This window comes from Streptomyces sp. NBC_00691 (assembly GCF_036226665.1).
Lineage (GTDB): Bacteria > Actinomycetota > Actinomycetes > Streptomycetales > Streptomycetaceae > Streptomyces.
The window spans coordinates 6859533-6885977 of record NZ_CP109007.1; the positions used below are offsets into that span (position 1 = coordinate 6859533).

The 26445-nt window shown below is 73.0% G+C and carries 24 protein-coding genes; 16 read left to right on the top strand and 8 right to left on the bottom strand.

Annotated features, from left to right (window positions below; genetic code table 11):
- The first annotated feature begins 6 nt into the window (after positions 1-6).
- Positions 7-1221 carry an acetyl-CoA C-acetyltransferase gene (locus OG392_RS30800; RefSeq protein ID WP_329284856.1) on the top strand — a complete coding sequence of 405 codons (1215 nt, stop codon included), beginning with the start codon at positions 7-9 and terminating at the stop codon, positions 1219-1221.
- 47 nt (positions 1222-1268) lie between these two features.
- Positions 1269-3443 carry a 3-hydroxyacyl-CoA dehydrogenase NAD-binding domain-containing protein gene (locus OG392_RS30805; protein WP_329284857.1) on the top strand — a complete coding sequence of 725 codons (2175 nt, stop codon included), beginning with the start codon at positions 1269-1271 and terminating at the stop codon, positions 3441-3443.
- Between the two features lie 69 nt (positions 3444-3512).
- Here the strand turns inward: OG392_RS30805 and OG392_RS30810 are convergent, their stop codons facing one another.
- Positions 3513-4250: a MerR family transcriptional regulator gene (locus OG392_RS30810; RefSeq protein ID WP_329284858.1), complete on the bottom strand. Its 738-nt coding sequence runs from the start codon at positions 4248-4250 to the stop codon at positions 3513-3515.
- A 465-nt stretch (positions 4251-4715) separates the two neighbouring features.
- On the opposite strand from OG392_RS30810, the gene OG392_RS30815 reads away from it, so the two are divergent.
- Positions 4716-5228 (top strand): hypothetical protein, encoded by a 513-nt coding sequence (locus OG392_RS30815; RefSeq protein WP_329284859.1) that lies wholly within the window; start codon positions 4716-4718, stop codon positions 5226-5228.
- 29 nt (positions 5229-5257) lie between these two features.
- Here the strand turns inward: OG392_RS30815 and sph are convergent, their stop codons facing one another.
- Complete coding sequence (gene sph, locus OG392_RS30820) at positions 5258-6295, bottom strand: sphingomyelin phosphodiesterase (protein ID WP_443054940.1); 1038 nt, start codon at positions 6293-6295, stop codon at positions 5258-5260.
- A gap of 125 nt (positions 6296-6420) precedes the next feature.
- Here sph and OG392_RS30825 point away from each other — a divergent pair, with 125 nt between their 5' ends.
- Positions 6421-6909: a F0F1 ATP synthase subunit B family protein gene (locus tag OG392_RS30825; RefSeq protein WP_266898825.1), complete on the top strand. Its 489-nt coding sequence runs from the start codon at positions 6421-6423 to the stop codon at positions 6907-6909.
- A gap of 95 nt (positions 6910-7004) precedes the next feature.
- A complete protein-coding gene (locus OG392_RS30830) occupies positions 7005-7889 on the top strand; it encodes an oxygenase MpaB family protein (RefSeq protein WP_329284863.1) in 885 nt (294 codons plus the stop codon).
- Positions 7890-7982: 93 nt separating this feature from the next.
- Here OG392_RS30830 and OG392_RS30835 read toward each other — a convergent pair whose 3' ends face one another.
- Complete coding sequence (locus tag OG392_RS30835; protein WP_329284864.1) at positions 7983-9521, bottom strand: M1 family metallopeptidase; 1539 nt, start codon at positions 9519-9521, stop codon at positions 7983-7985.
- A 223-nt stretch (positions 9522-9744) separates the two neighbouring features.
- Between OG392_RS30835 and OG392_RS30840 the strand changes: the two genes are divergently transcribed.
- The 3 genes from OG392_RS30840 (at position 9745) to OG392_RS30850 (ending at position 13530) form a co-directional block, all read left to right on the top strand.
- Entirely contained in the window at positions 9745-11799 is a 2055-nt protein-coding gene (locus OG392_RS30840; RefSeq protein WP_443054941.1) for a Xaa-Pro dipeptidyl-peptidase, read from the top strand.
- Positions 11796-13106, top strand: coding sequence for a M14 family metallopeptidase (locus OG392_RS30845; RefSeq protein ID WP_329284866.1), 1311 nt, complete (start codon positions 11796-11798; stop codon positions 13104-13106). Before OG392_RS30840 ends, OG392_RS30845 begins: the two co-directional genes overlap by 4 nt.
- A 118-nt stretch (positions 13107-13224) precedes the next feature.
- Positions 13225-13530, top strand: a complete 306-nt coding sequence (locus tag OG392_RS30850; protein ID WP_329284867.1) for a hypothetical protein — start codon at positions 13225-13227, stop codon at positions 13528-13530.
- 112 nt (positions 13531-13642) lie between these two features.
- Here the strand turns inward: OG392_RS30850 and OG392_RS30855 are convergent, their stop codons facing one another.
- Positions 13643-14599 (bottom strand): FAD-dependent oxidoreductase, encoded by a 957-nt coding sequence (locus OG392_RS30855; protein ID WP_329284868.1) that lies wholly within the window; start codon positions 14597-14599, stop codon positions 13643-13645.
- Between the two features lie 83 nt (positions 14600-14682).
- Between OG392_RS30855 and OG392_RS30860 the strand changes: the two genes are divergently transcribed.
- The 4 genes from OG392_RS30860 to OG392_RS30875 all read left to right on the top strand — a co-directional run bounded on the left by OG392_RS30860 (position 14683) and on the right by OG392_RS30875 (position 18089).
- On the top strand, positions 14683-15261 hold the full coding sequence (locus tag OG392_RS30860; protein WP_329284870.1) for a hypothetical protein: 579 nt from the start codon (positions 14683-14685) through the stop codon (positions 15259-15261).
- Between the two features lie 64 nt (positions 15262-15325).
- Positions 15326-16963: an ABC-F family ATP-binding cassette domain-containing protein gene (locus OG392_RS30865; RefSeq protein WP_329284871.1), complete on the top strand. Its 1638-nt coding sequence runs from the start codon at positions 15326-15328 to the stop codon at positions 16961-16963.
- Complete coding sequence (locus OG392_RS30870; protein WP_329284872.1) at positions 16963-17691, top strand: 2-phosphosulfolactate phosphatase; 729 nt, start codon at positions 16963-16965, stop codon at positions 17689-17691. Before OG392_RS30865 ends, OG392_RS30870 begins: the two co-directional genes overlap by 1 nt.
- The gene (locus OG392_RS30875; RefSeq protein ID WP_329284873.1) at positions 17688-18089 is read left to right on the top strand and encodes a hypothetical protein; all 402 of its coding nucleotides are present in this window, start codon (positions 17688-17690) and stop codon (positions 18087-18089) included. Before OG392_RS30870 ends, OG392_RS30875 begins: the two co-directional genes overlap by 4 nt.
- Positions 18090-18177: 88 nt before the next feature.
- Here the strand turns inward: OG392_RS30875 and OG392_RS30880 are convergent, their stop codons facing one another.
- Positions 18178-20664: a Tex family protein gene (locus OG392_RS30880; protein WP_329284876.1), complete on the bottom strand. Its 2487-nt coding sequence runs from the start codon at positions 20662-20664 to the stop codon at positions 18178-18180.
- 120 nt (positions 20665-20784) lie between these two features.
- A complete protein-coding gene (locus tag OG392_RS30885; RefSeq protein ID WP_329284878.1) occupies positions 20785-21654 on the bottom strand; it encodes an SCO6745 family protein in 870 nt (289 codons plus the stop codon).
- A gap of 171 nt (positions 21655-21825) precedes the next feature.
- On the opposite strand from OG392_RS30885, the gene OG392_RS30890 reads away from it, so the two are divergent.
- Positions 21826-22797, top strand: a complete 972-nt coding sequence (locus OG392_RS30890; RefSeq protein WP_329284879.1) for a GlxA family transcriptional regulator — start codon at positions 21826-21828, stop codon at positions 22795-22797.
- 11 nt (positions 22798-22808) lie between these two features.
- Positions 22809-23453 (top strand): DJ-1/PfpI family protein, encoded by a 645-nt coding sequence (locus tag OG392_RS30895; protein WP_329284881.1) that lies wholly within the window; start codon positions 22809-22811, stop codon positions 23451-23453.
- Positions 23454-23556: 103 nt separating this feature from the next.
- Here the strand turns inward: OG392_RS30895 and OG392_RS30900 are convergent, their stop codons facing one another.
- Positions 23557-24318, bottom strand: coding sequence for an enoyl-CoA hydratase/isomerase family protein (locus OG392_RS30900; RefSeq protein ID WP_329284883.1), 762 nt, complete (start codon positions 24316-24318; stop codon positions 23557-23559).
- 66 nt (positions 24319-24384) lie between these two features.
- On the opposite strand from OG392_RS30900, the gene OG392_RS30905 reads away from it, so the two are divergent.
- Both OG392_RS30905 and OG392_RS30910 read left to right on the top strand, forming a co-directional pair.
- Positions 24385-25047, top strand: coding sequence for an HdeD family acid-resistance protein (locus OG392_RS30905; RefSeq protein WP_329284884.1), 663 nt, complete (start codon positions 24385-24387; stop codon positions 25045-25047).
- Between the two features lie 94 nt (positions 25048-25141).
- Positions 25142-25699, top strand: coding sequence for an ATP-binding protein (locus tag OG392_RS30910; RefSeq protein WP_329284885.1), 558 nt, complete (start codon positions 25142-25144; stop codon positions 25697-25699).
- Here the strand turns inward: OG392_RS30910 and idi are convergent.
- Positions 25665-26294 carry an isopentenyl-diphosphate Delta-isomerase gene (idi, locus tag OG392_RS30915; RefSeq protein ID WP_329284887.1) on the bottom strand — a complete coding sequence of 210 codons (630 nt, stop codon included), beginning with the start codon at positions 26292-26294 and terminating at the stop codon, positions 25665-25667. The two genes, OG392_RS30910 and idi, sit on opposite strands and share 35 nt — an antisense overlap.
- Between the last annotated feature and the right edge of the window lie 151 nt (positions 26295-26445).

The following is a 26445-nucleotide window of genomic DNA, read 5'->3' on the forward strand; positions in this document are numbered from 1 at the left end:
CTTCTCGTGAGCACCGAAGCGTACGTGTACGACGCGATCCGCACCCCGCGCGGACGCGGCAAGGCCAGCGGCTCCCTGCACGGCACCAAGCCGATCGACCTGGTCGTCGGCCTCATCCGGGAGATCCAGACCCGGAACCCCGGCCTCGACCCGGCCACCATCGACGACATCGTCCTCGGCGTCGTCGGCCCCGTCGGCGACCAGGGCTCCGACATCGCCCGGATCGCCGCCATCGCCGCCGGACTCCCCGACACCGTCGCCGGCGTCCAGGAGAACCGCTTCTGCGCCTCCGGTCTCGAAGCGGTCAACATGGCCGCGATGAAGGTCCGCTCGGGCTGGGAGGACCTCGTCCTCGCCGGCGGCGTCGAGTCCATGTCCCGGGTGCCGATGGCCTCCGACGGCGGTGCCTGGTTCTCCGACCCGATGACCAACCTGGAGACCAACTTCGTCCCGCAGGGCATCGGAGCCGACCTCATCGCCACCATCGAGGGCTTCACCCGCCGCGACGTCGACGAGTACGCCGCCCTCTCCCAGGAGCGCGCCGCGGCCGCCGTCAAGGACGGCCGCTTCGCCCGGTCCGTCGTCCCCGTCAAGGACCGTGCGGGACTGACCGTCCTCGATCACGACGAGTTCCTGCGCCCCGGCACGACCGCCGACTCCCTCGCCCGGCTCAAGCCCTCCTTCGCCGACATCGGAGAGCTCGGCGGCTTCGACGCCGTCGCCCTGCAGAAGTACCACTGGATCGAGGAGATCGACCACGTCCACCACGCCGGAAACTCCTCCGGCATCGTCGACGGCGCCTCCCTCGTCGCCATCGGTTCGAAGGAGGCCGGCGAGCGGAACGGCCTGGCCCCCCGCGCGCGGATCGTCTCGGCCGCCGTCTCCGGCTCCGAGCCCACCATCATGCTCACCGGCCCCGCGCCGGCCGCCCGCAAGGCCCTCGCCAAGGCCGGGCTCACGATCGACGACATCGACCTGATCGAGATCAACGAGGCCTTCGCCGCCGTCGTCCTGCGGTTCGTCAAGGACATGGGCATCACCCTGGACAAGGTCAACGTCAACGGCGGCGCCATCGCGCTCGGCCACCCGCTCGGCGCCACCGGCGCGATGATCCTCGGCACCCTCGTCGACGAGCTGGAGCGCCAGGACAAGCGCTACGGCCTCGCCACCCTCTGCGTCGGCGGCGGCATGGGCATCGCCACCGTCATCGAGCGCGTCTGACCGTCCCGTCCGAACCCCTCTTCACGGATCCACGGAGAAGCAGAGACATGAGCGAGAGCACCACCATCCGCTGGGAGCAGGACGCGACCGGGATCGTCACCCTCGTCCTCGACGACCCGAACCAGTCCGCCAACACCATGAACCAGGCCTTCCGGGCCTCGATCATCGCGATCGCCGACCGCGTCGAGGCCGAGAAGGACTCCATCCGCGGCATTATCTACACCTCCGCGAAGAAGACCTTCTTCGCCGGCGGCGACCTCAAGGACATGGTCCAGGCGGGCCCCGAGCACGCCCAGGACATCTTCGACGGCGCTCTGGAGATGAAGAACGCGCTGCGCCGCATCGAGACCCTCGGCAAGCCCGTCGTCGCCGCGATCAACGGTGCCGCGCTCGGCGGCGGCTACGAGATCGCCCTCGCCTCCCACCACCGGGTCGCCCTCGACGCCCCCGGCTCCAAGATCGGCCTGCCCGAGGTCACCCTCGGTCTGCTGCCGGGCGGCGGCGGAGTCACGCGTACCGTCCGCCTCATGGGCATCACCGACGCCCTCCTCAAGGTGCTGCTCCAGGGGACCCAGTACACGCCCGAGCGGGCCCTCGACAGCGGCCTCGTCCACGAGGTGGCCGCCACCGCCGAGGAGATGATGGCCAAGGCCATCGCCTTCATCGACACCCACCCCGAGTCCCGGCAGCCCTGGGACGTCCCCGGCTACCGGATCCCCGGCGGCACGCCGTCGAACCCGAAGTTCGCCGCCAACCTTCCGGCCTTCCCCGCGAACCTGCGCAAGCAGCTCAACGGGGCGCCCTATCCCGCGCCCCGCGCCATCATGGCCGCCGCCGTCGAGGGCTCCCAGGTCGACTTCGAGACCGCGGCCACCATCGAGAGCCGCTACTTCACCGAGCTGGTCGTCGGCCAGACGGCGAAGAACATGATCCAGGCGTTCTTCTTCGACCTCCAGGCCGTCAACTCCGGCGCCAGCCGCCCGAAGGGCGTCGAGCCCCGGCCGGTCCGCAAGGTCGCCGTCCTCGGCGCGGGCATGATGGGCGCCGGCATCGCGTACTCCTGCGCCCGCGCCGGCATCGAGGTCGTCCTCAAGGACGTCTCCGCCGAGTCCGCTGCGAAGGGCAAGGCCTACTCCGAGGCCCTCTGCGCCAAGGCCGTCTCCCGCGGCCGTACGACCCGGGAGAAGGCCGACGCGCTCCTCGCCCGCATCACCCCGACCGCCGAGGTCCGCGACCTGGCGGGCTGCGACGCGGTCATCGAGGCGGTCTTCGAGGACACGGCGCTCAAGCACAAGGTGTTCCAGGAGATCCAGGCCGTCGTCGAGCCCGACGCGCTGCTCTGCTCCAACACCTCGACCCTGCCGATCTCCGTCCTCGCCGAGGGCGTGGAACGCCAGGTCGACTTCATCGGACTGCACTTCTTCTCGCCCGTCGACAAGATGCCGCTCGTCGAGATCATCAGGGGCGAGCGGACCGGCGACGAGGCGCTCGCCCGCGCCTTCGACCTGGTCCGCCAGATCAACAAGACACCGATCGTCGTCAACGACTCGCGCGGCTTCTTCACCTCCCGGGTGATCGGCCACTTCATCAACGAGGGCGTCGCCATGGTCGGCGAGGGCATCGAGCCCGCTTCGATCGAGCAGGCCGCCGCGCAGGCCGGCTACCCGGCCAAGGTCCTCTCCCTGATGGACGAGCTGACCCTCACCCTGCCGCGCAAGATCCGCAACGAGACGAAGCGGGCGGTCGAGGAGGCCGGCGGCACCTGGGCCACCCATCCGGGCGAGGCCGTGATCGACCGCATGGTCGACGAGTTCGGCCGGACCGGCCGCAGCGGCGGCGCGGGCTTCTACGAGTACGGCGAGGACGGCAGGCGGGGGAAGCTCTGGCCCGGCCTGCGCGAGCACTTCGCCAAGCCCGGACACGAGATCCCGTTCCGCGACATGCAGGAGCGGATGCTGTTCTCCGAGGCCCTGGACACCGTCCGGCTCCTGGAGGAGGGCGTCCTCACCTCGGTCGCCGACGCCAACATCGGCTCCATCATGGGCATCGGCTTCCCGGCCTGGACGGGCGGCATCCTGCAGTACGTCAACGGCTACGAGGGAGGCCTGCCCGGCTTCGTCGCCCGTGCGCGCGAGCTGACGGAGACGTACGGCGAGCGGTTCACCCCGCCGGCGCTCCTGGTGGCGAAGGCCGAGCGGGGCGAGGTCTTCACCGACGCGTGACGGCCACCGGGGGCCGGTGCCCGGCCTGCCCCGTCGGTGGGGGAGCGGGCCGGTGCCCGGCCGGCCCCCTCACCGGTGCCTGAACGCCGTCCTCAGCTCCTCGCTCAGCGAACGCTGGAAGGCCGTGAGGAGGGCCTGGACCACCATCGGCTGCATATGGGCCGAGAGCGAGCGCATCGCGCTCAGGTGGTCCGGGTCCTCCCCGCTCTCCCGGTACGGGCTCCACACCTCGTCCCGGAAGAGCCGGGAGAGCTCCTGCGCGGCGGCGCGCGCGTGCTCCAGGAGAACGGTGCGGGAGGCGAGGATCGTCTCGTGCTCGATGGGCACGTCGAGCAGCTCGACGCCGAGCCGCAGCAGGGACGCGTCGAGCCGGAAGGTCTCGTCGTCGGCGGTCCGGTCGAGCACGCCCATCGCGGCCAGCCGGTCCACGTCCCGCTCGGTCAGCTCCCGCCCGGCCCGCCGTTCCAGCTCCTGCCGGGTGATGGACTCGGCGGACTCCGGTGCCCAGGAGGCCACCAGGGCCCGGTGGATCGCCAGGTCCTGGGCGCTGAGGTCGGGCGGCAGTTGCTCCAGGTACCGCTCGATCGCGGCCAGGGTCATCCCCTGCCGCTGGAGCTCCTCGATCAGCGCGAGCCGCGACAGATGGCCCTGTCCGTAGTGCCCGACCCGCCGCGCCCCGATCACGGGCGGCGGAAGGAGTCCCCGGGTCCCGTAGAACCGCACGGTCCGCACCGTGACGCCGGCCCGTGCGGCCAGCTCGTCGACGGTGTAGCTGGGCCCGCCCTCCTCGTCGCTCCCGACGCCCATCCGAGGTGCCTCGCTTCCGATCCACAGCCGAATCCGGCCGCTGAGGCCGACCGGGACAGTATTGCTGTCTCACCAGAGCTGTAAAAGACCATGTGCCGTTCCCGGGCGGTCCCGCCGGTCCCGGTTGTCGCCTCGCGGGATGACCGCGATCTTCGACGAAGCCGTCCGCGTCGTCCGCCCGCTCAAGGTCCGCCACATCGTCGGCGTGGAAAGCTTCCGCCCGGGCGGCCGGGTCCCGGCGCCCTGGCGTCTCGCGAGGGCCTCCCCGGCCCGGGGCCGCCCGCCGGCCGGAGAGCGGGTCGAGCCGCTCGTGGTTCGGCAGGCTTGCGGCGCGTGGGATACCGGTCACCGTGTACGACTTCGCCGCGTAACGGACGGTGGGCCGGGGCCGTCGTGGGGCATGTCGGTCCCGACGGCTAGAGTCGGCCGCTGTTCGAACTGGGGGATCCGGAACAGGGGAGTCAGATGTACACGCAACTCAGGGAGACGGCCGACGAGTTGGCCGGAGTCCTGTGGCGGGAGCACACCGTCTACCGCGAGCGGGGCGGCGGTGTGGTCATCCGGGGCGAGCATGTGCGTCGCTGGATAAGCCTCGGTCCCACCGGGGGCAAGGACCAGGCGCTGCTGCGCGCCGGGCGGCTCCTCGACGGGGGCACCACCGCCCCGGCCCGTACGGAGGTGGTCGTCGACCTGAACGCCGGGACCGCCGAGCTCGCGGCGGTCTGCCGGCGGATGCTGGCAGAGGTCGCCGCCGTCGCCGAGCCCGCCTCCGCGCAGGCGGCGCGGGCCGGGCGGGCGGCCGCGTCCGGGAAGCAGGGCAGGCCGGGCAGGCAGAGAAGACCGGGCCGCGCGGCGCGTGCCGCCCGGCCCCGCAGGGAGCGGCACACGAGCCTGGGTTCCTTCGTCGTGCTGCTCTGTGTCGCCGGGGTCCTCGGCGCCTGGCTCTACAGCCTCTTCGGCGGCGGATACGGGTACTGACACCCCGCGCCCGCCGCCCGCCGGTCAGCTCAGAAGCCGGTGACCGGGTAGTGGTCGCTGAGGTTGGTGTACGTATAGCTCGTGCCCCAGCTGGAGACCGTCCAGGGGGCGCTCTTCTCCAGGACCACGTGGTTGGTCCAGTTCGCGGGCCGGGCGTTGCCCGCGCGGTAGAGGACGTGGTCGAGGTCCTCGCGCGGGTCGTCCGGGTAGCGCTCGGAGGCGATCGAGTTCAGGTCGGTGTCGAAGGAGTACGGGTGGCCGGTGCGGGCGTCGGCCCCCGCCAGGCCCGCGTCGGCGAGCATCGTGCCGTACTCGGGCGTGCGCGAGTCGACGTTCATGTCACCGGCGACGATCACCTGCTCGTTCGCCGGGATGTTCTTGGCGTCGAGGAAGGCGTCGATCGCCTTGAACTGCCGACTGCGCATCTGCGCCGCCTCGCCCGCCGAGCAGCCCGGGTCGGTGGACTGGGCGTGGGTGCCGACGACGTGGACCTTGCTGCCGTTCACGTCGAGCACGGCGTAGGCGAAGCCCTTGTTCGACCACCAGTCGGCGCCGCAGGCGTCCTTGTAGACGTGCTGCTCCTTGCGGACGATCGGCCACTTGCTGAGGATCGTCACCCCGCCGTCCTCGGGGGTGGTCGAGGAGTAGGAGCCGCCGGTGGCGTCCCAGCCGCTCTTGCTGCGGCCCACGATCGGCGTCTGGTACGGGTACTGCCCGGCGGAGTTAGCCTTGAGGGCGTCCGAGGCGGAGTTGTCGAAGGCCTCCTGGAGGACGACGACGTCCTGGCCCTGGTACCAGGGGGCGGCGGGGATCGCCTTGGCCCGGTGGTCCTGGCCCCAGTTCGGGTAGAGCGTCTTCGAGAACAGGAACGTGTTGTACGTGAGCACCTTCAGCCGCGGGGCCTCGGCGGCCGCCCCCGTGGAGGCGGCGGTCGCGCTCGGGGCGGTCGCGGCCAGGGTGGCGGCGGCGAGGGCCAGGGAAAGGGCGGCGCCGGGGGCGCGGCGGAGCGCGGCGAACGACACGGGAACTCCCATGAGGTGGTGGGGGGTTGTGCTGGCGCGGCACATACAATCAGCCGGGGTTACCTTCCGGTAGCCTTTGGATGCCGGGAATCTGGCCGGGTTCGCACGAAAGCGACAACTCTCGTCAGGGAGCCCGAAATGTCGCTTTTTCTAGCAGGTAGAATGCGCGCATGACCCTCGCTTCGAACTCGACTGTCTTCAACATGGACCTCGGTCCGCTCAACCCCGTCTGGGCGGAGCTCATCCTCGGCCTGGTGCTGTTCGCCCTCACCTTCCTCATCCTGGCGAAGGGCATCCTGCCGAAGATCCGGCGCACCCTCGACGAACGCGAGGACGCGATCGACGGCGGTACCGGGCGCGCCGACGACCTGCGTGCCGAGGCGACGCAGATCCGCGAGCAGTACGAGGCCGAGCTGGCCGAGGCCCGCCACGAGGCCGCCCGTATCCGCTCCAAGGCCGTCGAGGAGGGCTCCGTCGCCATCGCCGCCGCCCGCGCCGAGGGCAACGCCGAGCGCGAGTCGATCATCGCCGCCGGTTCCGTGAAGATCGCCGAGGAGCGCGCCGCCGCCGAGCGCGAGCTCAACGCCGATGTCGACGCCTGGGCCCACGCCCTCGCCGCCCGTATCGTCGGCGAGCCGGTCGGCGCCGACCGCGGCTGACCCGTACTCCCCGGAAGGGGCCGTCACCAGGGGCCGAGACGCCCGGGTGACGGCCCCTTCGTCGTGGGTGCAGCCTGGAGTGTGAGGAGAGACCCATGGAGCATGTGCGCGCAGGCGATCCGGTCACCGACGGCGGCGATCCGGTGCCGCCCCCCGTCGGCGGCGTGCTGTGGACCGTCGCCGGAGACATCCGGGCCCTCCTGATGCTTCCCGCGGCCCTCACGATGCAGGTCGCCCACCCCGCCATCGGCGCCGGCGTGGACGCCCACTCGGTGTTCCGTACCGACCCCTGGGGTCGCGGCGAGCGCTCCCTGCGCTCGGTCCAGCTGTGGATCTACGGCGGGGAGGACGCCGCGCGGGAGGGGCGCCGTCTCCGGAGGCTGCACCGCGACATCCAGGGCACCGACGCCCGCGGGCGTCGCTACCACGCACTGACGCCGGCTTACTACTCCTGGGTGCACGCGACCGGCTTCCCCGTCTACGCGCACGGCCTCCGCCTCCTCGCCCGCCCCCTCACCGAGGCGCAGGAACGGCAGCTGTACGCGGAGTGGCTCCAGGTCGGCAGGATCCTCGGCATCCACGACCGGGACATGCCACAGACGATCGAGGAGTTCTGGCCGTACTACCGGAAGGTCCTCGCGGACGAGCTGGAGGCGACCGTCGTCGTCCGGGAGCTGCTCGACCCCGACCAGCCCGTGCCCGCCCCCGACCGGGGCCCGCTGCCGCTGCGGCTCGCCCTCCGGATGCTCTGGCCGGTCCTGCGCCGCCCGTTCCTGCGGCTGCGGGCCTTCCTCACCGTCGGCATGATGCCGCCGGACGCCCGGGAGGCCATCGGACTCCCGTGGACGGACGCCCAGGAGCGCGCGCTGCGACGGTTCGCCCGGGTGGTCCGGCTGATGGTCCCGGTCCTGCCGGAGCGGCTGCGCTATCTGCCGCTGGCCCGGAAGGCCCGGGAGGCCGCCCGCCGCGCGAGTCGCTGACGGACGGCCGGGGTCGACCGTGTCCGTACGGCCGGGTGACCGTGTCCGTACGGCAGGGTGACCGGAGCCGTACGGCTCCGGTCATCGCACCGCTCAGTGGCCGCCGTGCCGCTCCGACTCGTGGGCCGAGTTCGTCGCCGCGATCTTCTTCCAGGACTTCGGCTGGGCCGGCTTCGGCCGCGCGGCCCTGGGCGCCGCCGTACGCCCGGCGGGAGCGGACGGACCGGCCGCCGCCGCGGTCGACGCGGCCGGCTTCGACGGCTCGTACAGCCAGGTGTCGAAGAGCTCGGCCAGCGGCTTGCCGGAGACCTGCTCCGCGTACCGCACGAAGTCGGCGACCCGCGCGTTGCCGTAGGCGAACCGCTGCGGCCAGCCCTTCAGGATCGCGAAGAAGTCCTCGTCGCCGATCTCGTTGCGCAGCGCCTGGAGCGCCAGCGCCCCCCGGTCGTAGACGGCGATGTGGAACTGGTTCTCCGCGCCCGGGTCACCCGGCTTCACCGTCCAGAACGGGTCCTCGGCCGTCCGGATGGCGTACACGTAGTCCGCCAGCTCCTGCGCCGTGCCCTCGCCCTCCTTCTCCGACCACAGCCACTGGCTGTAGCGGGCGAAGCCCTCGTTGACCCAGATGTCCTTCCAGTCGCGGACGGACACGCTGTCGCCGTACCACTGGTGCGCCAGCTCGTGGACGACCACCGACACGTTCGCGCCGTTGGCGAACTGCCGCGGGCTGTAGAACGGACGGGTCTGCGTCTCCAGGGCGAAGCCGCTCGTCACGTTCGGCACGTATCCGCCGAGGGCGTTGAAGGGGTACGGCCCGAAGACCCCCTCCAGCCACTCCGCGACCTCGGTCGTGCGCTCGATCGAGGCGCGCGCGGCGCCGTCGTTGTCCCCGAGGTCCTTGCTGTACGCGTTGAGGACCGGCAGCCCGTTCGCCGTACGGTCCGTCGTGATGTCGAACTTCCCGACGGCCAGCGTGGCCAGATAGGTGGCCTGCGGCTTGTTCGAGCGCCAGTTGAAGCGGGTCCAGCCGAGTCGCGAGGACTGCGACTGCAGCACGCCGTTGCTGATGGCCTGGGTGCCGTCCGGCACCGCGACGGAGACGTCGAAGGTGGCCTTGTCCAGCGGGTGGTCGTTGGAGGGGAACCACCAGGCGGCCGAGTCCGGCTCCTGCGCGGCGACACCGCCGTCGGGGGTGCGGGCCCAGGCCGTCCAGCCGTCGATCTTCACCTCGGAGGGCTTGCCCGCGTAGCGGACGACGATCGAGAGGGGCTTGTTCTTCTCCAGCGGGGTGGCCGGGGTGACCTCCAGCTCGTGTGACCCCGAGGTGGCGAACTTCGCCACGCGGCCGTTGACGCGGACCTCGCTGACCTCGAGGCCGAGGTCGAGGTTGAACCGGGAGAGGTTCTGCCTGGTGGTGGCGACGATCGTCGCCGTGCCCTCCAGCAGGTCCGTGGCGGGCTGGTACGTCAGGCGCAGGTCGTAGTGGGAGACGTCGTAGCCGCCGTTGCCGCTGGTGGGGTAGTAGGAGTCGCCGATGCCCGGGGCGCCAGGGGCGAAGTCGGCCGCCGATGCCGGGATCGCCAGCAGCAGGGAGGCCGCGAGGGCGCTCGGAACGATGATTCTGCGGTGCACAGGTGCTCCCCAAGTCATAAGAAAGTAAGACGCGCGGGTGGTCGTCGGTCCTTAGTCCGGACACTATTCAGAGCCCCGACGTACCGTCACGTCCAGAGGACCCCCTGTCACACGATCGCCATTCGGCCGACATGAACCCATCCGGCTCCCCGATCAACCGGAATCCCCCTGATTGCCTCCGGCACTCTTTTGCACGGGAGTTGACCGGGGTACGTTCCCGCCCATGCCGATGCGAATGCGGAGAACCCGCGGAGCCCGACTGTCGTACGGAACCCTCGTGGCCGCGGCCACGGCCGCCCTGCTCGCGACGCTGGTCACGCCCGCCGACGCCCGGCCGGAGCCCGCCGCGCCCACCGGGTCCGCGACGCAGGCCGCGTCCGGCGCGGCGTCGGTCCGCGAGTCGCGGCCCGTCCACTCGTACGCCGACGCCGTCCGCGAGTCCGTCTGGGTCGACACCGGCCTCGACGGCGACGGCGACGGGCGTACGGACCGGGTCGCCGTCGACATCGTCCGCCCCCGGGAGACCGCGGCGGCGGGGCGGAAGATCCCGGTCATCATGGACGCCAGCCCGTACTACGCCTGCTGCGGACGCGGCAACGAGGGCCAGAAGAAGACCTACGACGCCGACGGGAACCCGGTTGGGTTCCCCCTGTTCTACGACAACTTCTTCGTCCCGCGCGGCTATGCGTTCGTCGCCGTCGACCTCGCCGGCACCAACCGCTCCGACGGCTGCGACGACGTCGGCGGGCGCTCCGACGTGCAGTCGGCCAAGGCCGTCGTCGACTGGCTGAACGGCCGCGCCCGCGGCTACACCTCCCGTACGGGCGGGACCCGGGCCCGTGCGACCACCTGGAGCACCGGGAACGTCGGCATGATCGGCAAGAGCTGGGACGGCACCATCGCCAACGGCGTCGCCGCCACCGGGGTCGAAGGGCTGAAAACGATCGTTCCGATCGGCGCCATCTCCTCCTGGTACGACTATTTCCACTCCCAGGGCGCCCCGCTCTACGACGCCAACCCGAGCTGGCTCTCCGAGTACGTCAACAGCCCCGAGGCACAGGCCCGCTGCGGCGCCGTCCAGGACCGCATCACCGCCGGCACCCCGTACAGCGGCGACCGTACGGCCGCCTGGACCGAGCGCGACCACGTACGGAACGCGGCCAAGGTGAAGGCCAGCGTCTTCGTCGTGCACGGCCAACAGGACCTCAACGTGCGCGCCAACCAGTTCGGCCGGTGGTGGGACGCCCTCGGCGCCCAGGGCGTCGAGCGGAAGATCTGGCTCTCCCAGACCGGCCACGTCGACCCCTTCGACTTCCGGCGCGCCGACTGGGTCCGCACCCTGCACCGCTGGTTCGACCACTACCTCCTCGGCCACGAGAACGGCATCGACCGTGAACCGGTCGCCGACATCGAACGCGCCCCGGACCGCTGGACCACCGACCGGCAGTGGCCGCCGCGCGGCACCGCCGTCACTACCCTGCGCCCCGCCCCCGGCGCGGCACCCGGGCCCGGCGTCCTCGGCCGCACGCCCGCCGCCCCCGGCTCCACCGCGACGTTCACCGACGACCCCGGTCTGGGCGAGCTCGACTGGGCGTCCCGGATCGACGCGGCGACCCCCGAGAAGGCCGGGTTCGTCACCCGCCCCCTCTCCCGCGACCTGCGGATCTCCGGCTCGTCACAGGTGACGGTCACCGCCACCCCGACCACCGCCACCGCGCACCTCTCCGCCGTCCTCGTCGACCTCGGACCGGACACGATCCGCGACTACGGGGCCGAGGGCGAGGGCATCACCACCCTCACCGAACGCTCCTGCTGGGGCGCGAGCACCCCCGGCGACAGCGCCTGCTTCAAGGAGACCGAGGCGCGCACGGCGGACGTCGGACACACGGTCGTCAGCCGGGGCTGGGCCGATCTCGGCACCTGGGCCGACCCCGGCGAGGAACGACCGCTGATCCCCGGCAGGGCGTACACGATGACCCTGGACCTCGCCGCCACCGACCACGTCGTCCCGGCCGGACACCGTCTCGCCCTGATCGTCGGCGGCACCGACAAGGATCTGCTCGACCCCCCGTCGACCACCCCGACCCTGACTCTCGACCTGGCCCGCACCCGGGCGAGGCTGCCGCTGGTCGGCGGCGCCGAGTCCTTCGCCCGGGCCACCTCGGGTGCGTACCCGGCCGTGCCCTCGCTCGCCCCCACCGCCCCCTCGCCGGCCGTCGCCGCGCCGCCGGCGGCCGTCGCGGGTCCGCGACTGCCGGGATTCGGAGCCGCCCGATGAACACCCGTACCACACACCGCGGTTCCCGGCGGGCCCTCGCCCTCGTGGCGGGCGCCGCCGCCCTCGCCCTGCCGCTCGTCACCGTCCCGGCGAAGGCGGCCGACAGCGCGCCCGTGAAGCCGCGGCCCCGCATCGGGTTCGAGACGAGCCTGGGCGCGCGCTGGACCACCGAGGCCGAGGAGCGGGACTTCCTCGCGGCCGTCGACCGGGCCGGCGCGGCACGGCTCTCGGTGCGGGTCATCGGCACGACCGCCCAGGGCCGTCCGCTCCGGCTCGCCACCCTCGGCACGGGCCGCACCACCGTGCTGCTCGTCTGCAGTCAGCACGGTGACGAGCCCGCGGGCCGGGAGGCCTGTCTGAGCACCGTGCGGGACCTCGCCTACGCCCGGGACCCGGATACTCTCCGCTTCCTGGCGCGGACGACCCTCCTCGTCGTGCCCACCGCCAACCCCGACGGCCGGGAGGCCGACACCCGGGGCAACGCCGACGGCGTCGACGTCAACCGCGACCACATCGCCCTGCGCACCGCGGAGGCGCGCGCGGTCGCCGCCGTCATCCGCGACCGGCGGCCCGAACTCGTCTACGACCTGCACGAGTACGGTGCCACCCCCCGGTACTACGACAAGGACCTGCTCGCCCTCTGGCCGCGCAGCCTCGACGCCGACCCGCACGTCCACGACGAGTCCAGGACCCTCTCCGAGGAGTACGTCCGCCCCGCCGCCGGACTCGCCGGGTACAGCAGCGGCATCTACGGGATCTGGACCGACCCCCTCACCGGCAAGCCGCTCAAGCAGGTCGCGGGCGACGGCCAGGAGCGGATCCTGCGGAACACCGCCGGGATCAAGCACTCCGTGGGCCTGCTCGTGGAGACCCGGGTCGACGCTCTCGACGAGGCCGAGCAGAACGACCCGGCGCGCAACCACCGGCGCCGTGTCGCCACCCAGCACGCCGCCCTGGAGGGCGCCTTCGCCTATGCCGAGGAGCGGCGCGGACCGCTCACGGCGGTCACCTCCGCGGCCCGGAGCGCCGGATACGCCGACCGCGGGCCCGTCTTCCTCGGCGGTGCCGACAACGATCCGCCGGAGCCTTCGGAGATCCTCGCCGACCCGCCCTGCGGCTATCGCCTTTCCGCCGCGCAGTACGCGGAGGCGGGCGACGAACTCGCCCTGCACGGAGTGGTCGTGCGACGGGAGACCGCGGGACTGTTCGTTCCCCTCGCCCAGTCGCGGCGCGCGCTCGTTCCACTGCTCCTCGACGGGCGGGCCACCTATCACCTCGTCAGTGGGAGTCCTGTGGAGGAGTGTTGACGATCACGTGCCGCGGGGGCCGGGGTGGCGTGAATCCATCGTTTGCCGAGGTAAAGTTACCCACTGGTACTGACCATGCCTCGAACAGGTCCCCACGGCCTGGAAGTTGGAGAACACCATGCGCACCACCACGACCGCACGTCGTGCCCTCACGTCCGTCCTCGCCACGACGCTGCTCGCCGGCGGCGTGCTGCTCGGGCAGACGGTGACCGCCGAGTCCGCGTCCGCGGCGGGCAGGGTGACGTGCAACGTCACCCAGCTGCGGCACGACGCCCAGAAGGAGCGCAACCGCGCCGCGCAGCTCCGCGGCCTCGGCGCCCACGCCGAAGCCAGCAAGGCCCAGGCCCGCGCCAACGCCCTGGAGACGCGCGCCCGCCAGTGCGAGGACGCGGACAACAACAACAAGCCGCCGCTCTGGAAGTAGGAACGCACGCCGGGAAACGATCCGGTGAGCAAACGCGGGGCGGGTGCTGGCCGAAAGGACAGCGCCCGCCCCGCGGTCGCGCTCAGGCCCCCGCGAACCCCGCCCCGCCCCCTCAGGCCCCCGCGAGCTCCGCCGCGCGCTCCGCGCAGCCCCAGGCCACCGTCACGCCCGCGCCCCCGTGTCCGTAGTGGTGCACCAGGCGACCGCCGTCCGGCAGCGCCACCGCCTCGATCCGGACCCCGCCCACCCGCGCCGGCCGCAGGCCCACCCGATGGCCGAGCACCCGGGCCCCCGTGATCTCCGGCCGCACCCGCGCGCACCGCGCCACGATCGCCGCCGCCGTCGCCGGATCGGGCTCCGTCCGCTCGTCGTCCTCCTCGGCCGTCCCGCCCAGGACCAGCCGCCCCGGCTGCGGGAAGAAGTACGTCGTCTCGCTGGACCCGGCGTCCGCCGATGTGAACCACTCCTGGATCCCCGGATTCTCCACCAGGACCAACTGCCCCCGCACCGGGCGCAGTCCGGGATCCGGTGCGAGTTCCCGCGCCGCCGCGCCCGTGCAGTCGACGACCACCCGCGCCGCGGCCGCCGCCTCGCCGAGGCCGGTCACCGTACGCCGCTCGAAGACCCCGCCCGCCGCCTCGAACCGGCCCCGCAGCCAGGCCAGATGGACCGGCATGTCGATCAGCGGCAACCGCGCCGCCAGACCCACGTCGTACGGCCCCGGCACCTCGTCGGGCGCCAGCTGCCGAAGGCCCGGCACCTCCCGCGCCCAGGAACCCAGCCCGTCCAGGACGGTGTCCGCGTGGACCCCGGCCACCCACCGCACCCCCGTGCGCTCCGGATCGGCGGCCAGCTCCCCGTACACCCGCAGCGAGACCAGCGCCCAGGCGCCCGCCTCCTCCTCGGGCTCGATCCGGTACGGCCACCACAGGGCTCCGGCCACCGCCGAGGTCGTCGCCGTCACCTCGTCCCGCGACCAGACCCGCACCCGAAGGCCGCGCTCCGCCAGCGTCACGGCGGTCGTCAAACCGACGACCCCGCCCCCCACCACGATCACGTCGCTCTCCATGCCCGGGACCGTACCGGGACCGGGACATTTCCGGGACGGGCCAGCCATGGAACGAGGACCCCGACCGGGGAATGCTGGAGGACATGCCGGCCGTGTACACGACTCTCGACCTCGCCCCCGCCGTCCTCCCGGACGGTGAGGGTGTCCATCCCGGGGCCTTCGCCCGACCCCGCCCCCGCCCCGAGGACGTCGACCTCGTCGTCGGTGGCAGGGCACTGCTCCACCGGCTCGACGAGGCCGAGGGCATCGACACGGTCTCGCCGCTGGCGGGCGACCTCCCGCCGGCCCTCCGTGCCGAGCACGTCCGCGCGCTGCTCGCCCCGGACGCGGACGGCGGCCCCGCGACCAGGCTCCCCGGCGGCCGCCGGGTGATCTACTCCTGCCCCGACTGCGAGGACCTCGGCTGCGGAGCCGTCACCGCCGTCGTCGAGCACGAGGGCGAGGACGTCGTCTGGCGCGACTTCGCCTGGCAGACCGGCCCCACCGCGGACCCGGCCCGCGAGGGCTACCCCGGCGTCGGCCCGTACCGCTTCCACCGGGCGGCCTACCGGACCGTCCTGGGAGGCCTCGCACCGGAGCCCGGCACCGCGCCCCGGAGCGCCGGCCCGACCGGACCCCGGACGGAGGCCCCCACCGGGCCCCTGGCGGAGGTCCGCGGCTAGGCACCCGCCCCAGGCCCCCGGCCGGGGCGGGGCGGGTCCGCCGTCGCCTAGGATTCGTACCCTGATGACTGCAACCCTCGTCGCCAAGGACCTCGCCGCCGGCCACGGCGAACGCACCCTCTTCGCCGCGCTCGACCTCGTCGTCGCCCCCGGCGACGTGATCGGCCTCGTCGGCGTCAACGGCGCCGGCAAGTCGACCCTGCTGCGGCTGCTCGCCGGTCTCGACGCCCCGGAGGAGGGGGAGCTGAGGCTCTCCCCGCCCACCGCCGCCGTCGGCCACCTCCCGCAGGAGCCGGAGCGGCGCGAGGGGGAGACCGTGCGGGAGTTCCTGGCCCGGCGCACCGGCGTCGCCGCCGCGCAGACGGCGATGGACGAGGCCACCCAGGGCCTCGTCGACGGCACGCCCGGCTCCGACGACGCGTACGCGATCACCCTGGAGCGCTGGCTGAACCTCGGCGGCGCCGACCTCGACGAGCGCGCCGAGGAGGTCGCCGGCTCGCTCGGCCTCACCGTCGGCCTCGACCAGCCGATGACCTCGCTCTCCGGCGGCCAGGCCGCCCGCGCCGGTCTCGCCTCCCTGCTGCTCTCGCGCTACGACGTCTTCCTGCTCGACGAGCCCACCAACGACCTCGACCTCGACGGCCTCGAGCGCCTCGAAGGCTTCGTCAAGGGGCTGCGCGCCGGCACGGTCGTCATCAGCCACGACCGCGAGTTCCTCACCCGCACGGTCACCAAGGTCCTCGAACTCGACCTCGCCCAGCAGCAGATCACCCTGTACGGCGGCGGATACGAGGCCTACCTGGAGGAGCGGGACCGGGCCAGGCGGCACGCGCGCGAGGACTTCGAGGAGTACGCCGGCAAGAAGGCGGCCCTCGAAGCACGCGGTCACATGCAGCGGTCCTGGATGGACAAGGGCGTCAAGAACGCCCGCCGCAAGTCCACCGACAGCGACAAGCTCGGCCGCAACGCGCGCAGCGAGGCCAGCGAGAAGCAGGCCGCGAAGGCCCGGCAGACCCAGCGCATGATCGAGCGTCTCGACGTCGTCGACGAGCCCCGCAAGGAGTGGGAACTCCGCATGGAGATCGCGTCCGCGCCGCGCTCCGGCTCGGTCGTCGCGACCCTCCGCGAGGCCGAGGTGCGCCGCGGCGACTTCTCCTTCGGCCCCGTCACGCTGCAGATCGACTGGGCCGACCGGGTCGCCGTCACCGGGGCCAACGGCGCCGGGAAGTCGACCCTGCTCGCCGCCCTGCTCGGCCGGCTGCCGCTGGACTCCGGCGACACGGTCCTCGGCTCGGGAGTCGTCGTCGGCGAGGTGGACCAGGCCCGCAAGCTCTTCCACGGCACGGAGACGCTCCTGGAGGCGTTCTGCGCCGCCGTACCCGAGACCGAGCCCGCCGAGGTCCGTACCCTCCTGGCGAAGTTCGGTCTCAAGGCCGTCCACGTGATGCGGCCCGCCACCACGCTCTCCCCGGGCGAGCGGACCCGTGCCGCGCTCGCCCTGCTCCAGGGCCGGGGCGTGAACCTGCTCGTCCTCGACGAGCCCACCAACCACCTGGACCTGCCGGCCATCGAGCAGCTGGAGTCGGCGCTCGAGTCGTACACCGGCACGCTGCTGCTCGTCACCCACGACCGGCGGATGCTGGACGCGGTCCGCACCACGCGGCGCGTCGAGGTCGCCGACGGCAAGGTCACCGAGATCTGATGACGGTCTCGTTCGGCTGGGGACCCGTCGAGGCACGGGTCCTCGCCCCCTCGGCCGCCTGCGTGGTCGTCGTCGACGTGCTGTCGTTCACCACCGCCGTGGGCGTCGCCGTCGAGGCCGGCGCGGCCGTCCACCCGTACCGATGGCGGGACGCGACGGCCGTCGCGTACGCGGAGAGCGTGGGTGCGACCCTCGCCGTCGGGCGCCGCGAGACCACCCCCGAGCACCCGTGGTCGCTCTCCCCGGCGGCCCTGCGCGCGGCCCCGGCGCCACCGCGCCTGGTCCTGCCCTCGCCGAACGGCTCCACCATCGCCGCGGAGGCCGGGGGCGCGACCGTCGTCGCCGCCTCCCTGCGCAACCACTCGGCCGTCGCCCGCTGGCTCACGGAGCACGGGTACGGCTCCGCCGGACGCCCGGTCGCGGTCGTCGCCTCCGGCGAGCGGTGGCCGGACGGCTCGCTGCGCCCGGCGCTGGAGGACCTGCTCGGCGCAGGCGCCGTGCTCGCCGGGCTGCGGGCCGCGGGCCCGCACGTCCTCACCCCGGAGGCGACCGCGGCGGCCACGCTGTGGTCGGCCACCGAGGACCCGGTCGCCGCCTTGCACGGCTGTGACTCGGGTCGTGAACTGTACGAGTACGGCTTTCCGCAGGACGTGGCCGTGGCCGCCGAGACCGACAGCTCGACGACCGTCCCCGTGCTCGTGGACGGCGCATTCCAGGAGGCACCATGACCGACCTACTGACCCGGCTGACCGAGATGCTGGACGATCTCGACGCCGACGTGGACGAGACGATCGACCTCGCCGACGAGATCGCCGCCTCGGGCGACGCCGGTCTCCTGCCGCGTCTGCAGGCGGAGCTGGACCGTGCCCTCACCGAGCGGAACGCCTACGCCCGTGAACTCCTCGGCGGTGTCGTCGCGGCGATCGGCGGCCCCGAGGCCCTGCCGACCCTGATCCGCGCCTCCGCCGTCGACCTCGGTGACGACCAGGACGGTCTGGCCACCGAGATCGTCGACCTGGTCCAGGCCGACCCGAAGGCGGCCCGGAACCTCATCCAGCCGCTCACGGAGGACGACGACCTCTCCGTCGCCCACCGCGCCGACTGGGCCCTGCGCTTCCTGCCGTAGCGGCGCGGCTTCTCGGCGGACCCGCCGGCCCCGGAGGCCGGTCCCCGTGGCCCGAGCGGGACCACGGGGACGACTCCGACACGTCCGGTCAGCGGCGCTTGCCGCCGCCCTCGCCCAGCAGACCCGCCTTGCGGAGGGCGTCGGCCATCGCGCTGTTCGCGGGCGCGGGAGCGGACGACCGGTCCCGGCCACCGCGCTCGGGCTGCCCGCCACGACCGCCCTGGCCGCCTTGGCCGCCCTGCCCGTTCCGGCCGCCGCGGTCGCCCTGACCACCGCGGTTCCCGCCCTCGGACCGGCGGCCGCCGCCACCGCCGCCCTGTCGTTGCTGCGGCGGACGGCCCGAGCGCTCGCCCCGGTCGCCGCGCTCGCGCTGGGGCGCCCCGTCCGAGGCCTCCGCACCGGACGGGTCGTCGAGCCGCAGCGTCAGCGAGATCCGCTTGCGCGGGATGTCGACGTCGAGGACCTTCACCTTCACCACGTCGCCCGGCTTCACCACGTCGCGCGGATCCTTGACGAAGGTCTTCGACATCGCGGAGACGTGCACCAGACCGTCCTGGTGCACACCGATGTCCACGAACGCCCCGAAGGCGGCCACGTTGGTGACGACGCCCTCCAGGACCATCCCGGACGCCAGGTCGCCGATCTTCTCGACGCCCTCCGCGAAGGTCGCGGTCCGGAACGCCGGACGCGGGTCACGGCCCGGCTTCTCCAGCTCGCGCAGGATGTCCGTCACGGTCGGCAGGCCGAAGGTCTCGTCGACGAAGTCGTCGGCCCGCAGCGTGCGCAGCCTCCCCGTGTCCCCGATGAGCGCCGCGACCTCGCCGCCCGTCGCCTTCACCATCCGGCGCACCACCGGGTACGCCTCCGGGTGCACGGAGGAGGAGTCGAGCGGGTCGTCGCCGTCCCGGATGCGCAGGAAGCCCGCGCACTGCTCGTACGCCTTCGGGCCCAGCCGGGCCACGTCCTTGAGCGACCGCCGGGAGCGGAAGGGGCCGTTGGCGTCCCGGTGCGCCACGATGTTCTCCGCGAGGCCCGAGCTGATGCCCGAGACCCGCGAAAGGAGCGGCGCGGAGGCTGTGTTGACGTCGACGCCGACACCGTTCACACAGTCCTCGACGACCGCGTCGAGCGAGCGGGAGAGCTTCACCTCGGCCAGGTCGTGCTGGTACTGGCCGACGCCGATGGACTTCGGGTCGATCTTCACCAGCTCCGCGAGCGGGTCCTGCAGACGGCGGGCGATGGAGACCGCGCCGCGCAGCGACACGTCGAGCTCCGGGAGCTCCTGCGAGGCGAACGCCGAGGCCGAGTAGACCGAGGCGCCCGCCTCCGAGACCATCACCTTGGTCAGCTTCAACTCGGGATGCTTCGCGAGGAGTTCGGTCGCCAGCTTGTCGGTCTCGCGGGAGGCCGTGCCGTTGCCGATCGCGACCAGCTCGACCGCGTGCTCCTTCGCCAGGCGCGCGAGCCTGTCCAGAGCCTGGTCCCACTTGTTGGCCGGAACGTGCGGGTAGATCGTGTCGGTGGCGACGACCTTGCCGGTCGCGTCGACCACGGCGACCTTCACTCCCGTACGGAAACCGGGGTCGAGGCCGAGCGTCGCCCGGGTGCCGGCCGGCGCGGCGAGCAGCAGGTCACGCAGGTTCGCCGCGAAGACCCGGACCGCCTCGTCCTCGGCGGCCGTCCGCAGCCGCAGCCGCAGATCGATCCCGAGGTGCACCAGGATCCGGGTCCGCCAGGCCCAGCGGACCGTGTCCTGCAGCCACTTGTCCCCCGGGCGTCCCCGGTCGGCGACGCCGAAACGGCCCGCGACGATTCCCTCGTACGAGGACGGCCCGGGAAGCTCCGAGGGCTCCTCCGGCTCCAGGTCGAGGCTGAGCACGTCCTCCTTCTCGCCGCGCAGCATGGCGAGCACCCGGTGCGAGGGCAGGGCCGTGAAGGGCTCCGTGAAGTCGAAGTAGTCGGCGAACTTCGACCCCGCCTCCTCCTGTCCGTCGCGCACCTTTGCCACCAGCCTGCCGCGGCCCCACATGCGCTCGCGCAGCTCGCCGATGAGGTCGGCGTCCTCGGAGAACGTCTCCGCGAGGATCGCCCGCGCACCCTCCAGGGCCGCGGCGGCGTCGGCGACGCCCTTGTCCGCGTCCACGAAGGCCGCCGCGGCCACCGCCGGCTCCACGGACGGATCGGCCAGCAGACCCTCCGCCAGCGGCCCCAGACCGGCCTCACGGGCGATCTGGGCCTTCGTCCGGCGCTTCGGCTTGAAGGGCAGGTAGATGTCCTCCAGGCGCGCCTTGGTGTCGGCCGCCCGGATACGGGCCTCCAGCTCCTCCGTCAGCTTGCCCTGCTCACGTACCGAGTCGAGGATCGCCGACCGGCGGTCCTCCAGTTCGCGCAGATAGCGCAGCCGCTCCTCCAGGGTGCGGAGCTGCGCGTCGTCGAGCATCTCCGTCGCTTCCTTGCGGTAGCGGGCGATGAACGGCACGGTCGAACCGCCGTCGAGCAGCTCGACGGCTGCCTTCACCTGTCGCTCGCGTACGCCGAGCTCCTCGGCGATCCTTGCTTCGATGGACGTCGTCACGGTGTCCCGACTCGCCTTCTCGTGCCTCAAGCTTGCGAGTGCATTGTGCCGGGTCGGTCACCCGTACGCGGCAACCGGCCCGTCCCGCGCGCGTCCCGGGCGCCGCGGGGCGCCCCGAGGTCACCCCTTGCCGACGAGATCCGACGGGAAGGCGCCCGCGACGGCGGCCGCGACCAGGAAGCCGCGCCCCAGCTCGGTCAACCGCTCGACCCCGGCCGCTCCGAGGTGCTCGTACGGCGCGGCGTCGAGCCGGTCGGTGTGCTCCTCGAGCTCGTCGCGCACGACCGTACCGGCCTCGGTCAGCTCGCCCTCGGCGTCGAGCAGCCCGCGTTCCCGCAGCCGCTCCACCGCGGCCTCCCAGTCGGTGCGCCCCCAGCCCCGGGAGCCGAGCACCCAGCGCGGAGTCATGCCCTTGCCGGTGGCGGTGTGGGAGACCAGGGCCTCGACGGGGTCGAGCCCTGCCGAGAGGAGGGCCGCGAGGTGCCCGTCGCCCCGGTGCTCGCGCAGCAGGGTGGCGGCGTGCCAGTACGCGAGGTGGGGCTCCTGGGGCACCGGCAGGTCCGCGTGGGCCGAGTAGAGCGGCCGGGCGTGCCGGGTGCAGGCCTGGGTGGCGCGCAGCGCGAGCTCCGCCGCCTCGGCCATCTCCGCCGAGGCGACCGTCTCCTCGCCGAGCAGCCGGCGCAGGGTGGCGTCGGCGGTGCGCAGCCGTGCCTCCAGGACCTGGGCGGGGGAGGCGGTCTCCCAGACGGCCGGGAGGTGCCGGGCGAGCAGCTCGTGCTTGTAGTTGTAGAAGGTCGCGGCGACCGTGCCGGGGCCCACCGCGCCGAGGGCGGCGCTGCGCGAGGCGAGCCGCATCGCCGACTGGTCGGTGAAGCCCAGGGCGCCGAACTCGCGGTCCAGGTCGGGCGAGAAGTAGAGCGTCGAGTGCAGCGGGTTGAGAGCGTTGTGGCAGCGGCGTCCCGCGCGGGGCGGCAGAGCAGTCGTCGTCATGCCCGAAGGTTACCGACTGGTCGGTACGACTGGAACAGCCGGGAACGCCTTGAACCGGTTCCGGATCGCCGCGATGGCGGAAAGGCCGGAACCGGTCCCGGGTCCTCGCATGGCAGAAAAGGTGGGATCGGCGTCATTGCGGCCCTCCCGGGCAGCTCCCAGGATGAAGGCATGACGCAGCGACCCGTTCTCGTCGTCCTCTTCGACGGCGTGCAGAGCCTCGACGTCACCGGACCCTACGAGGTGTTCGCCGGTGCCGGCCGCGCCTCCGGCGACCCGGACGCGTACCGGATCCGCACCGCCTCCCTGGACGGAGGCCCCGTCCGTACCCACAGCGGACTGCGGCTGCTTCCCGACACCACCCTCGCCGAGGCGGTCGCCGACGGCGCGCCGCACACCCTCGTCGTGCCCGGCGGCGAGGGCACCCGGGTGCCCGATCCGGCCCTGATCGACTGGCTGCGCACCCACGCCCCGGCCGCCGGGCGTCTGGTGTCCGTCTGCACGGGAGCACTGCTCCTCGCCGAGGCGGGCCTGCTCGACGGGCACCGGGCGACCACCCACTGGGTGGCCTGCGACCACCTGGCCCGCTGCTATCCCGAGGTCGAGGTGGACCCGGACCCCATCTTCGTCCGGGACGGACGGCTCTCCACCTCCGCCGGGGTCACCGCCGGCATCGACCTCGCCCTCGCGCTGGTCGAGGAGGACCTCGGCCGGGACGTCGCCCTCACCGTCGCCCGCCACCTGGTCGTCTTCCTGCGCCGCCCCGGCAACCAGGCGCAGTTCAGCGTCCAGCTCGCCACCCAGACCGCCCGCCGGGAACCGCTGCGCGAGCTCCAGCAGTGGATCACCGAGCACCCCGAGGGCGACCTCTCGGTGGAGGCCCTCGCCGCCCGCGCCCGGCTGTCGCCCCGCCACTTCGCCCGCGCCTTCCAGGCGGAGACGGGCACGACCCCCGGCCGCTACGTCGACCGGGTACGGCTCGAACACGCCCGCCGCCTCCTGGAGGAGACCTCCCGCGGTGTCGAGGAGGTCGCCCGTGCCGCGGGCTACGGCACCTCCGAGGCGATGCGCCGCGCCTTCACCAAGGCCCTCGGCACCGCGCCCGCCGACTACCGCCGCCGCTTCCACTCACCCGTCAGCTGAAAGGCAGCAGCATGCAGATCGCCGTCCTGCTCTACCAGGGCTTCACCACGCTCGACGCCGTCGGCCCGTACGAGCTCCTCGCCCGTATCCCCGGGGCGGAGACCGTCTTCGTCGCCAAGGAGGCCGGCCCCGTCCGCAACGACCAGGGCAGCCTCGCCCTCGTCGCCGACAAGACCCTCGCCGACGTCCCGCGCCCCGACATCGTGCTGGTCCCCGGGGGACCCGACTCCCGCGAGGCCATGAGCGACCCGGAGATCCAGGCCTGGCTCCGTACCGCCGACGAGACCAGCACCTGGACGACCTCCGTCTGCACCGGCTCCCTGATCCTGGCCGCCGCCGGCGTCCTCGACGGCCGCCGCGCCACCACCCACTGGCTGGCCTTCGAGGAGCTCAGGGCGCTGGGCGTCGAGCCCACCGGCGAGCGGGTCGTCTTCGACGGCAAGTACGTCACCGCCGCCGGCGTCTCCTCGGGCATCGACATGGCGCTGCACCTGATCGGCCGGATCGCCGGGGACGAGACGGCCCAGACCATCCAGCTGCTCACCGAGTACGACCCGCAGCCCCCGTACGACGCCGGCTCGCCGGAGAAGGCCCCGGCCGAGATCGTCGCGCGGTGGCGGGGCGTGAAGACGGAGGACCTCCCCCAGGACCGCTGAGCGACGAACCTCCGGCGGACCAGGGCCGGACCTCCCCCCGGACACGGCCGGGCGGAGGTCCGGCCGTGTCCGGGGTCCCGCCCCGGCCCGTCGGCAGACCGGGCTACCGTCCGGACGCGGCCCGGCTCCCGTACGTGAAGCGGGGCGTCCGGCGCTCCAGGAAGGCGGCGACACCCTCCGCGGTGTCGCCGCTGCCGCGCGCCTGCTCCGCCCAGTGGTCGTCCCGGTCCAGGCGCCCGTCGGCGAACTCCTTGGCCGCCGACTGGGTCAGCAGCGAGCGGGAGGCGAGCACCCGGGCGAACTCGGCGACCCGCTTGTCCAGTTCGCCGGCCGGGTGCACCTCGTCCACGAAGCCGGTCCGCAGCGCCCGCTCCGCGTCGATCAACTCGCCCGAGAACAGCAGGTACTTGGCTGCCGAAGGGCCCACCAGGGCGGCGAGCCGCCGGGTCGACGAGGACGAATAGACGATGCCGAGCTTCGACGGGGTGATCCCGAAGCGGGCGCCCTCCTCGGCGAACCGCAGGTCGCAGGCGGCGGCCAGCTGGCCGCCGCCTCCGACGCAGAAGCCCCGGACGGCGGCCAGGGTCGGCCGGGGGAACGCGGCGAGAGCCTCCTCGGCCCGTACCGCGAGCGTCTGCTGCTCGTCGCCGGGCTCCCGGAGCGCGGAGATGTCGGCCCCGGCGCAGAAGGTGTCGCCCTCACCCGTCAGGACCAGCACCCGGACGGCGGGGTCGGCGGCGAGCCGGTCCAGGACGTCGGGCAGCGCCCGCCACATGGCGGCGCTCATCGCGTTGCGCTTGGCGGGGTTGGCGATGACGAGGGTGGCGATCCCGTCCGTGACGCTGTCCTTCAGCTGCGGCTCCATGGGCCGGATGCTATCCGCCGTACCCGAACGTACGATCAGGAAGGGGTCGTCCCGAGGAGGCACCGCATGGCCAAGGACGCCCAGGAGCCGGAAGAGGTCCCGGACCAGGTCCGCGCGATGGCACGCGAGGGGAAACGGCTCAACCGGAGCTTCAGCTGGCTGGCCGTGCTCGGCGTCCTGCTCGTGCTCGGCGGGGTCGTCGGTCTGGTCTACACCGGCCTCGCCACCCTGACCTCGATGCTGCTCTTCGGCTGGCTGCTGCTGATCGGCGGGGTCGTCGGGCTCCTCCAGGCGATCCAGTCGCGCGGCACCAGCTACTTCTGGCTCGCCGCGGTGGTGGCCGCCCTGAACATCGCGGCCGGTGTCGTGGTGATCCGTCACCCGGAGGGCTCGGCCGAGGCGCTGACGATGTTCGCCGCCCTGCTCTTCCTCACCGGCGGTCTCTTCCGGCTGGTCGGCAGCGTCGTGGTGCGCGGGCCGCAGTTCGGCTGGACCCTGCTCCAGGGCGCCTTCGGCCTGCTGCTCGGGCTGCTCGTCCTGTTCGACTGGCCGGACAGCAGCCGGTACGTTCTGGGGGTCTTCTTCTCGCTCGCGCTGCTCTTCGACGGCCTCGGGCTCATCGCCATCGGAGTGGGCGGGCGGCGGATCGTCGGTATGGTGACGCCGACCCCCGTGTCCAGCACGCCCGCGGAGCGGTCAGAAACCGCGCCCGATCAGTCGAACAGCTGACATCGGCATACTCAGCCGATCGGAAAGCGGCCGATAGGTGTCGACTTCTGGTCAGTAGGCCGGTCCGCCTGCGCGCATTGCCAAGACTCGATCCGTGGCGAGAATCGAGCACGAGGGTGGGAACCGTACCGTGGAGGACCACGGCGGTGGCCCCGCCCGGCAACCGTCCTACGAAGGAGTCTGGCGCTTCACCGCTGCCGCGGTCGACGTCTCCGTCCCGCAGGCCCGGCACGCCGTACGCGACCTGCTGGTCCGCCAGGGCGTCCCCGTCCATGAGGAGATCATGGACGGCCTCCTGCTGATCGTCTCCGAGCTGGTGACCAACGCCGTGCGGCACGCGGCGCTGCTGTCCCCGGAGATAGCGGTCGAGGTGGCCATCGGGCCCGAGTGGATCCGGGTGTCCGTCGAGGACAACCACCCGTACCGCCCCAAGGCCCTCGAGGCGGACTACGGGCAGACGGGCGGCCGTGGCCTGCTCCTGGTCCGCGAGATCGCCCAGGAGGCCGGCGGTGCGTGCGACGTCGAGCACACCGCGAGCGGCGGCAAGATCATCTGGGCGGCGCTGCCCCTGGCCCCGATGGCGCCGGGGCCGGGAGCGGCGATCCACCAGCCGGTCGTCACCAGCCCCCGGACGGACCCGTCAGTTCCCTGACCGCCGGACGCGCCGCGTCGAGCACCGTCATGAACCAGGCGGAGAAGGGCGCGGCGGCGTGGCGCTCGGCCAGCTCGGCGGCGGTGACGAAGACGGTGTCCTCGATCTCCTCCGGGTCCGGCTCCGGCGTGGCCTGGACCAGGCCGACGAAGAGGTGGTTGAACTCCTGCTCCACCAGGCCGGAGGCCGGGTCCGGGTGGTTGTAGCGGACGGTGCCGGCCTCCGCGAGGAGCGTGGGCGAGACCCCGAGCTCCTCGAAGGTCCGCCGGGCGGCGGCGGCGAACGGCGCCTCGCCCGGGTAGGGGTGGCCGCAGCAGGTGTTCGACCAGACGCCGGGGGAGTGGTACTTACCGAGCGCCCGGCGCTGGAGCAGCAGCCGGCCCGCCTCGTCGAAGAGGAAGACGGAGAAGGCGCGGTGCAGCAGCCCGGGCGCCTGGTGGGCGGCGAGCTTCTCCGCCGTGCCGATGGTCGTCCCGTCCTCGTCGACCAGTTCGAGCATGATCGGCGCCGGTGCCTCGGACGGCTGGACACCGTTCGACATGATCTCCGGCATCTCCGGCGAGATCTGAGCCGCGGTGGCTGGTGTGGTCGGCATACCCATCCTTCGCTTCGGTCCTGGCCCCGGTGGGGCCACCTCAGTCTGCCGTACAAAAGCGGCTTGTCCGTACTTCGGCGGCCGGACGTGGCCGCTCCCACCGCACCGGAGTACAACCGGCGCGGCGGGAGCGGAGCGACGGCACGGGGCG

Bases quoted from the DNA above. Each gene is read 5' to 3' on its own strand.
- OG392_RS30865 (WP_329284871.1), top strand. From the start codon at position 15,326: ATGACTGCAACCCTCGTCGCCAAGGACCTCGCCGCCGGCCACGGCGAA.
- OG392_RS30870 (WP_329284872.1), top strand. From the start codon at position 16,963: ATGACGGTCTCGTTCGGCTGGGGACCCGTCGAGGCACGGGTCCTCGCC.
- OG392_RS30825 (WP_266898825.1), top strand. From the start codon at position 6,421: ATGACCCTCGCTTCGAACTCGACTGTCTTCAACATGGACCTCGGTCCG.
- OG392_RS30840 (WP_443054941.1), top strand. From the start codon at position 9,745: ATGCCGATGCGAATGCGGAGAACCCGCGGAGCCCGACTGTCGTACGGA.
- OG392_RS30875 (WP_329284873.1), top strand. From the start codon at position 17,688: ATGACCGACCTACTGACCCGGCTGACCGAGATGCTGGACGATCTCGAC.
- OG392_RS30850 (WP_329284867.1), top strand. From the start codon at position 13,225: ATGCGCACCACCACGACCGCACGTCGTGCCCTCACGTCCGTCCTCGCC.
- sph (WP_443054940.1), bottom strand. From the start codon at position 6,295: ATGTGCCGCGCCAGCACAACCCCCCACCACCTCATGGGAGTTCCCGTG.
- OG392_RS30885 (WP_329284878.1), bottom strand. From the start codon at position 21,654: ATGACGACGACTGCTCTGCCGCCCCGCGCGGGACGCCGCTGCCACAAC.
- OG392_RS30805 (WP_329284857.1), top strand. From the start codon at position 1,269: ATGAGCGAGAGCACCACCATCCGCTGGGAGCAGGACGCGACCGGGATC.
- OG392_RS30810 (WP_329284858.1), bottom strand. From the start codon at position 4,250: ATGGGCGTCGGGAGCGACGAGGAGGGCGGGCCCAGCTACACCGTCGAC.
- OG392_RS30830 (WP_329284863.1), top strand. From the start codon at position 7,005: ATGGAGCATGTGCGCGCAGGCGATCCGGTCACCGACGGCGGCGATCCG.
- OG392_RS30890 (WP_329284879.1), top strand. From the start codon at position 21,826: ATGACGCAGCGACCCGTTCTCGTCGTCCTCTTCGACGGCGTGCAGAGC.
- OG392_RS30855 (WP_329284868.1), bottom strand. From the start codon at position 14,599: ATGGAGAGCGACGTGATCGTGGTGGGGGGCGGGGTCGTCGGTTTGACG.
- OG392_RS30905 (WP_329284884.1), top strand. From the start codon at position 24,385: ATGGCCAAGGACGCCCAGGAGCCGGAAGAGGTCCCGGACCAGGTCCGC.
- OG392_RS30895 (WP_329284881.1), top strand. From the start codon at position 22,809: ATGCAGATCGCCGTCCTGCTCTACCAGGGCTTCACCACGCTCGACGCC.
- idi (WP_329284887.1), bottom strand. From the start codon at position 26,294: ATGCCGACCACACCAGCCACCGCGGCTCAGATCTCGCCGGAGATGCCG.
- OG392_RS30845 (WP_329284866.1), top strand. From the start codon at position 11,796: ATGAACACCCGTACCACACACCGCGGTTCCCGGCGGGCCCTCGCCCTC.
- OG392_RS30860 (WP_329284870.1), top strand. From the start codon at position 14,683: ATGCCGGCCGTGTACACGACTCTCGACCTCGCCCCCGCCGTCCTCCCG.
- OG392_RS30815 (WP_329284859.1), top strand. From the start codon at position 4,716: ATGTACACGCAACTCAGGGAGACGGCCGACGAGTTGGCCGGAGTCCTG.
- OG392_RS30900 (WP_329284883.1), bottom strand. From the start codon at position 24,318: ATGGAGCCGCAGCTGAAGGACAGCGTCACGGACGGGATCGCCACCCTC.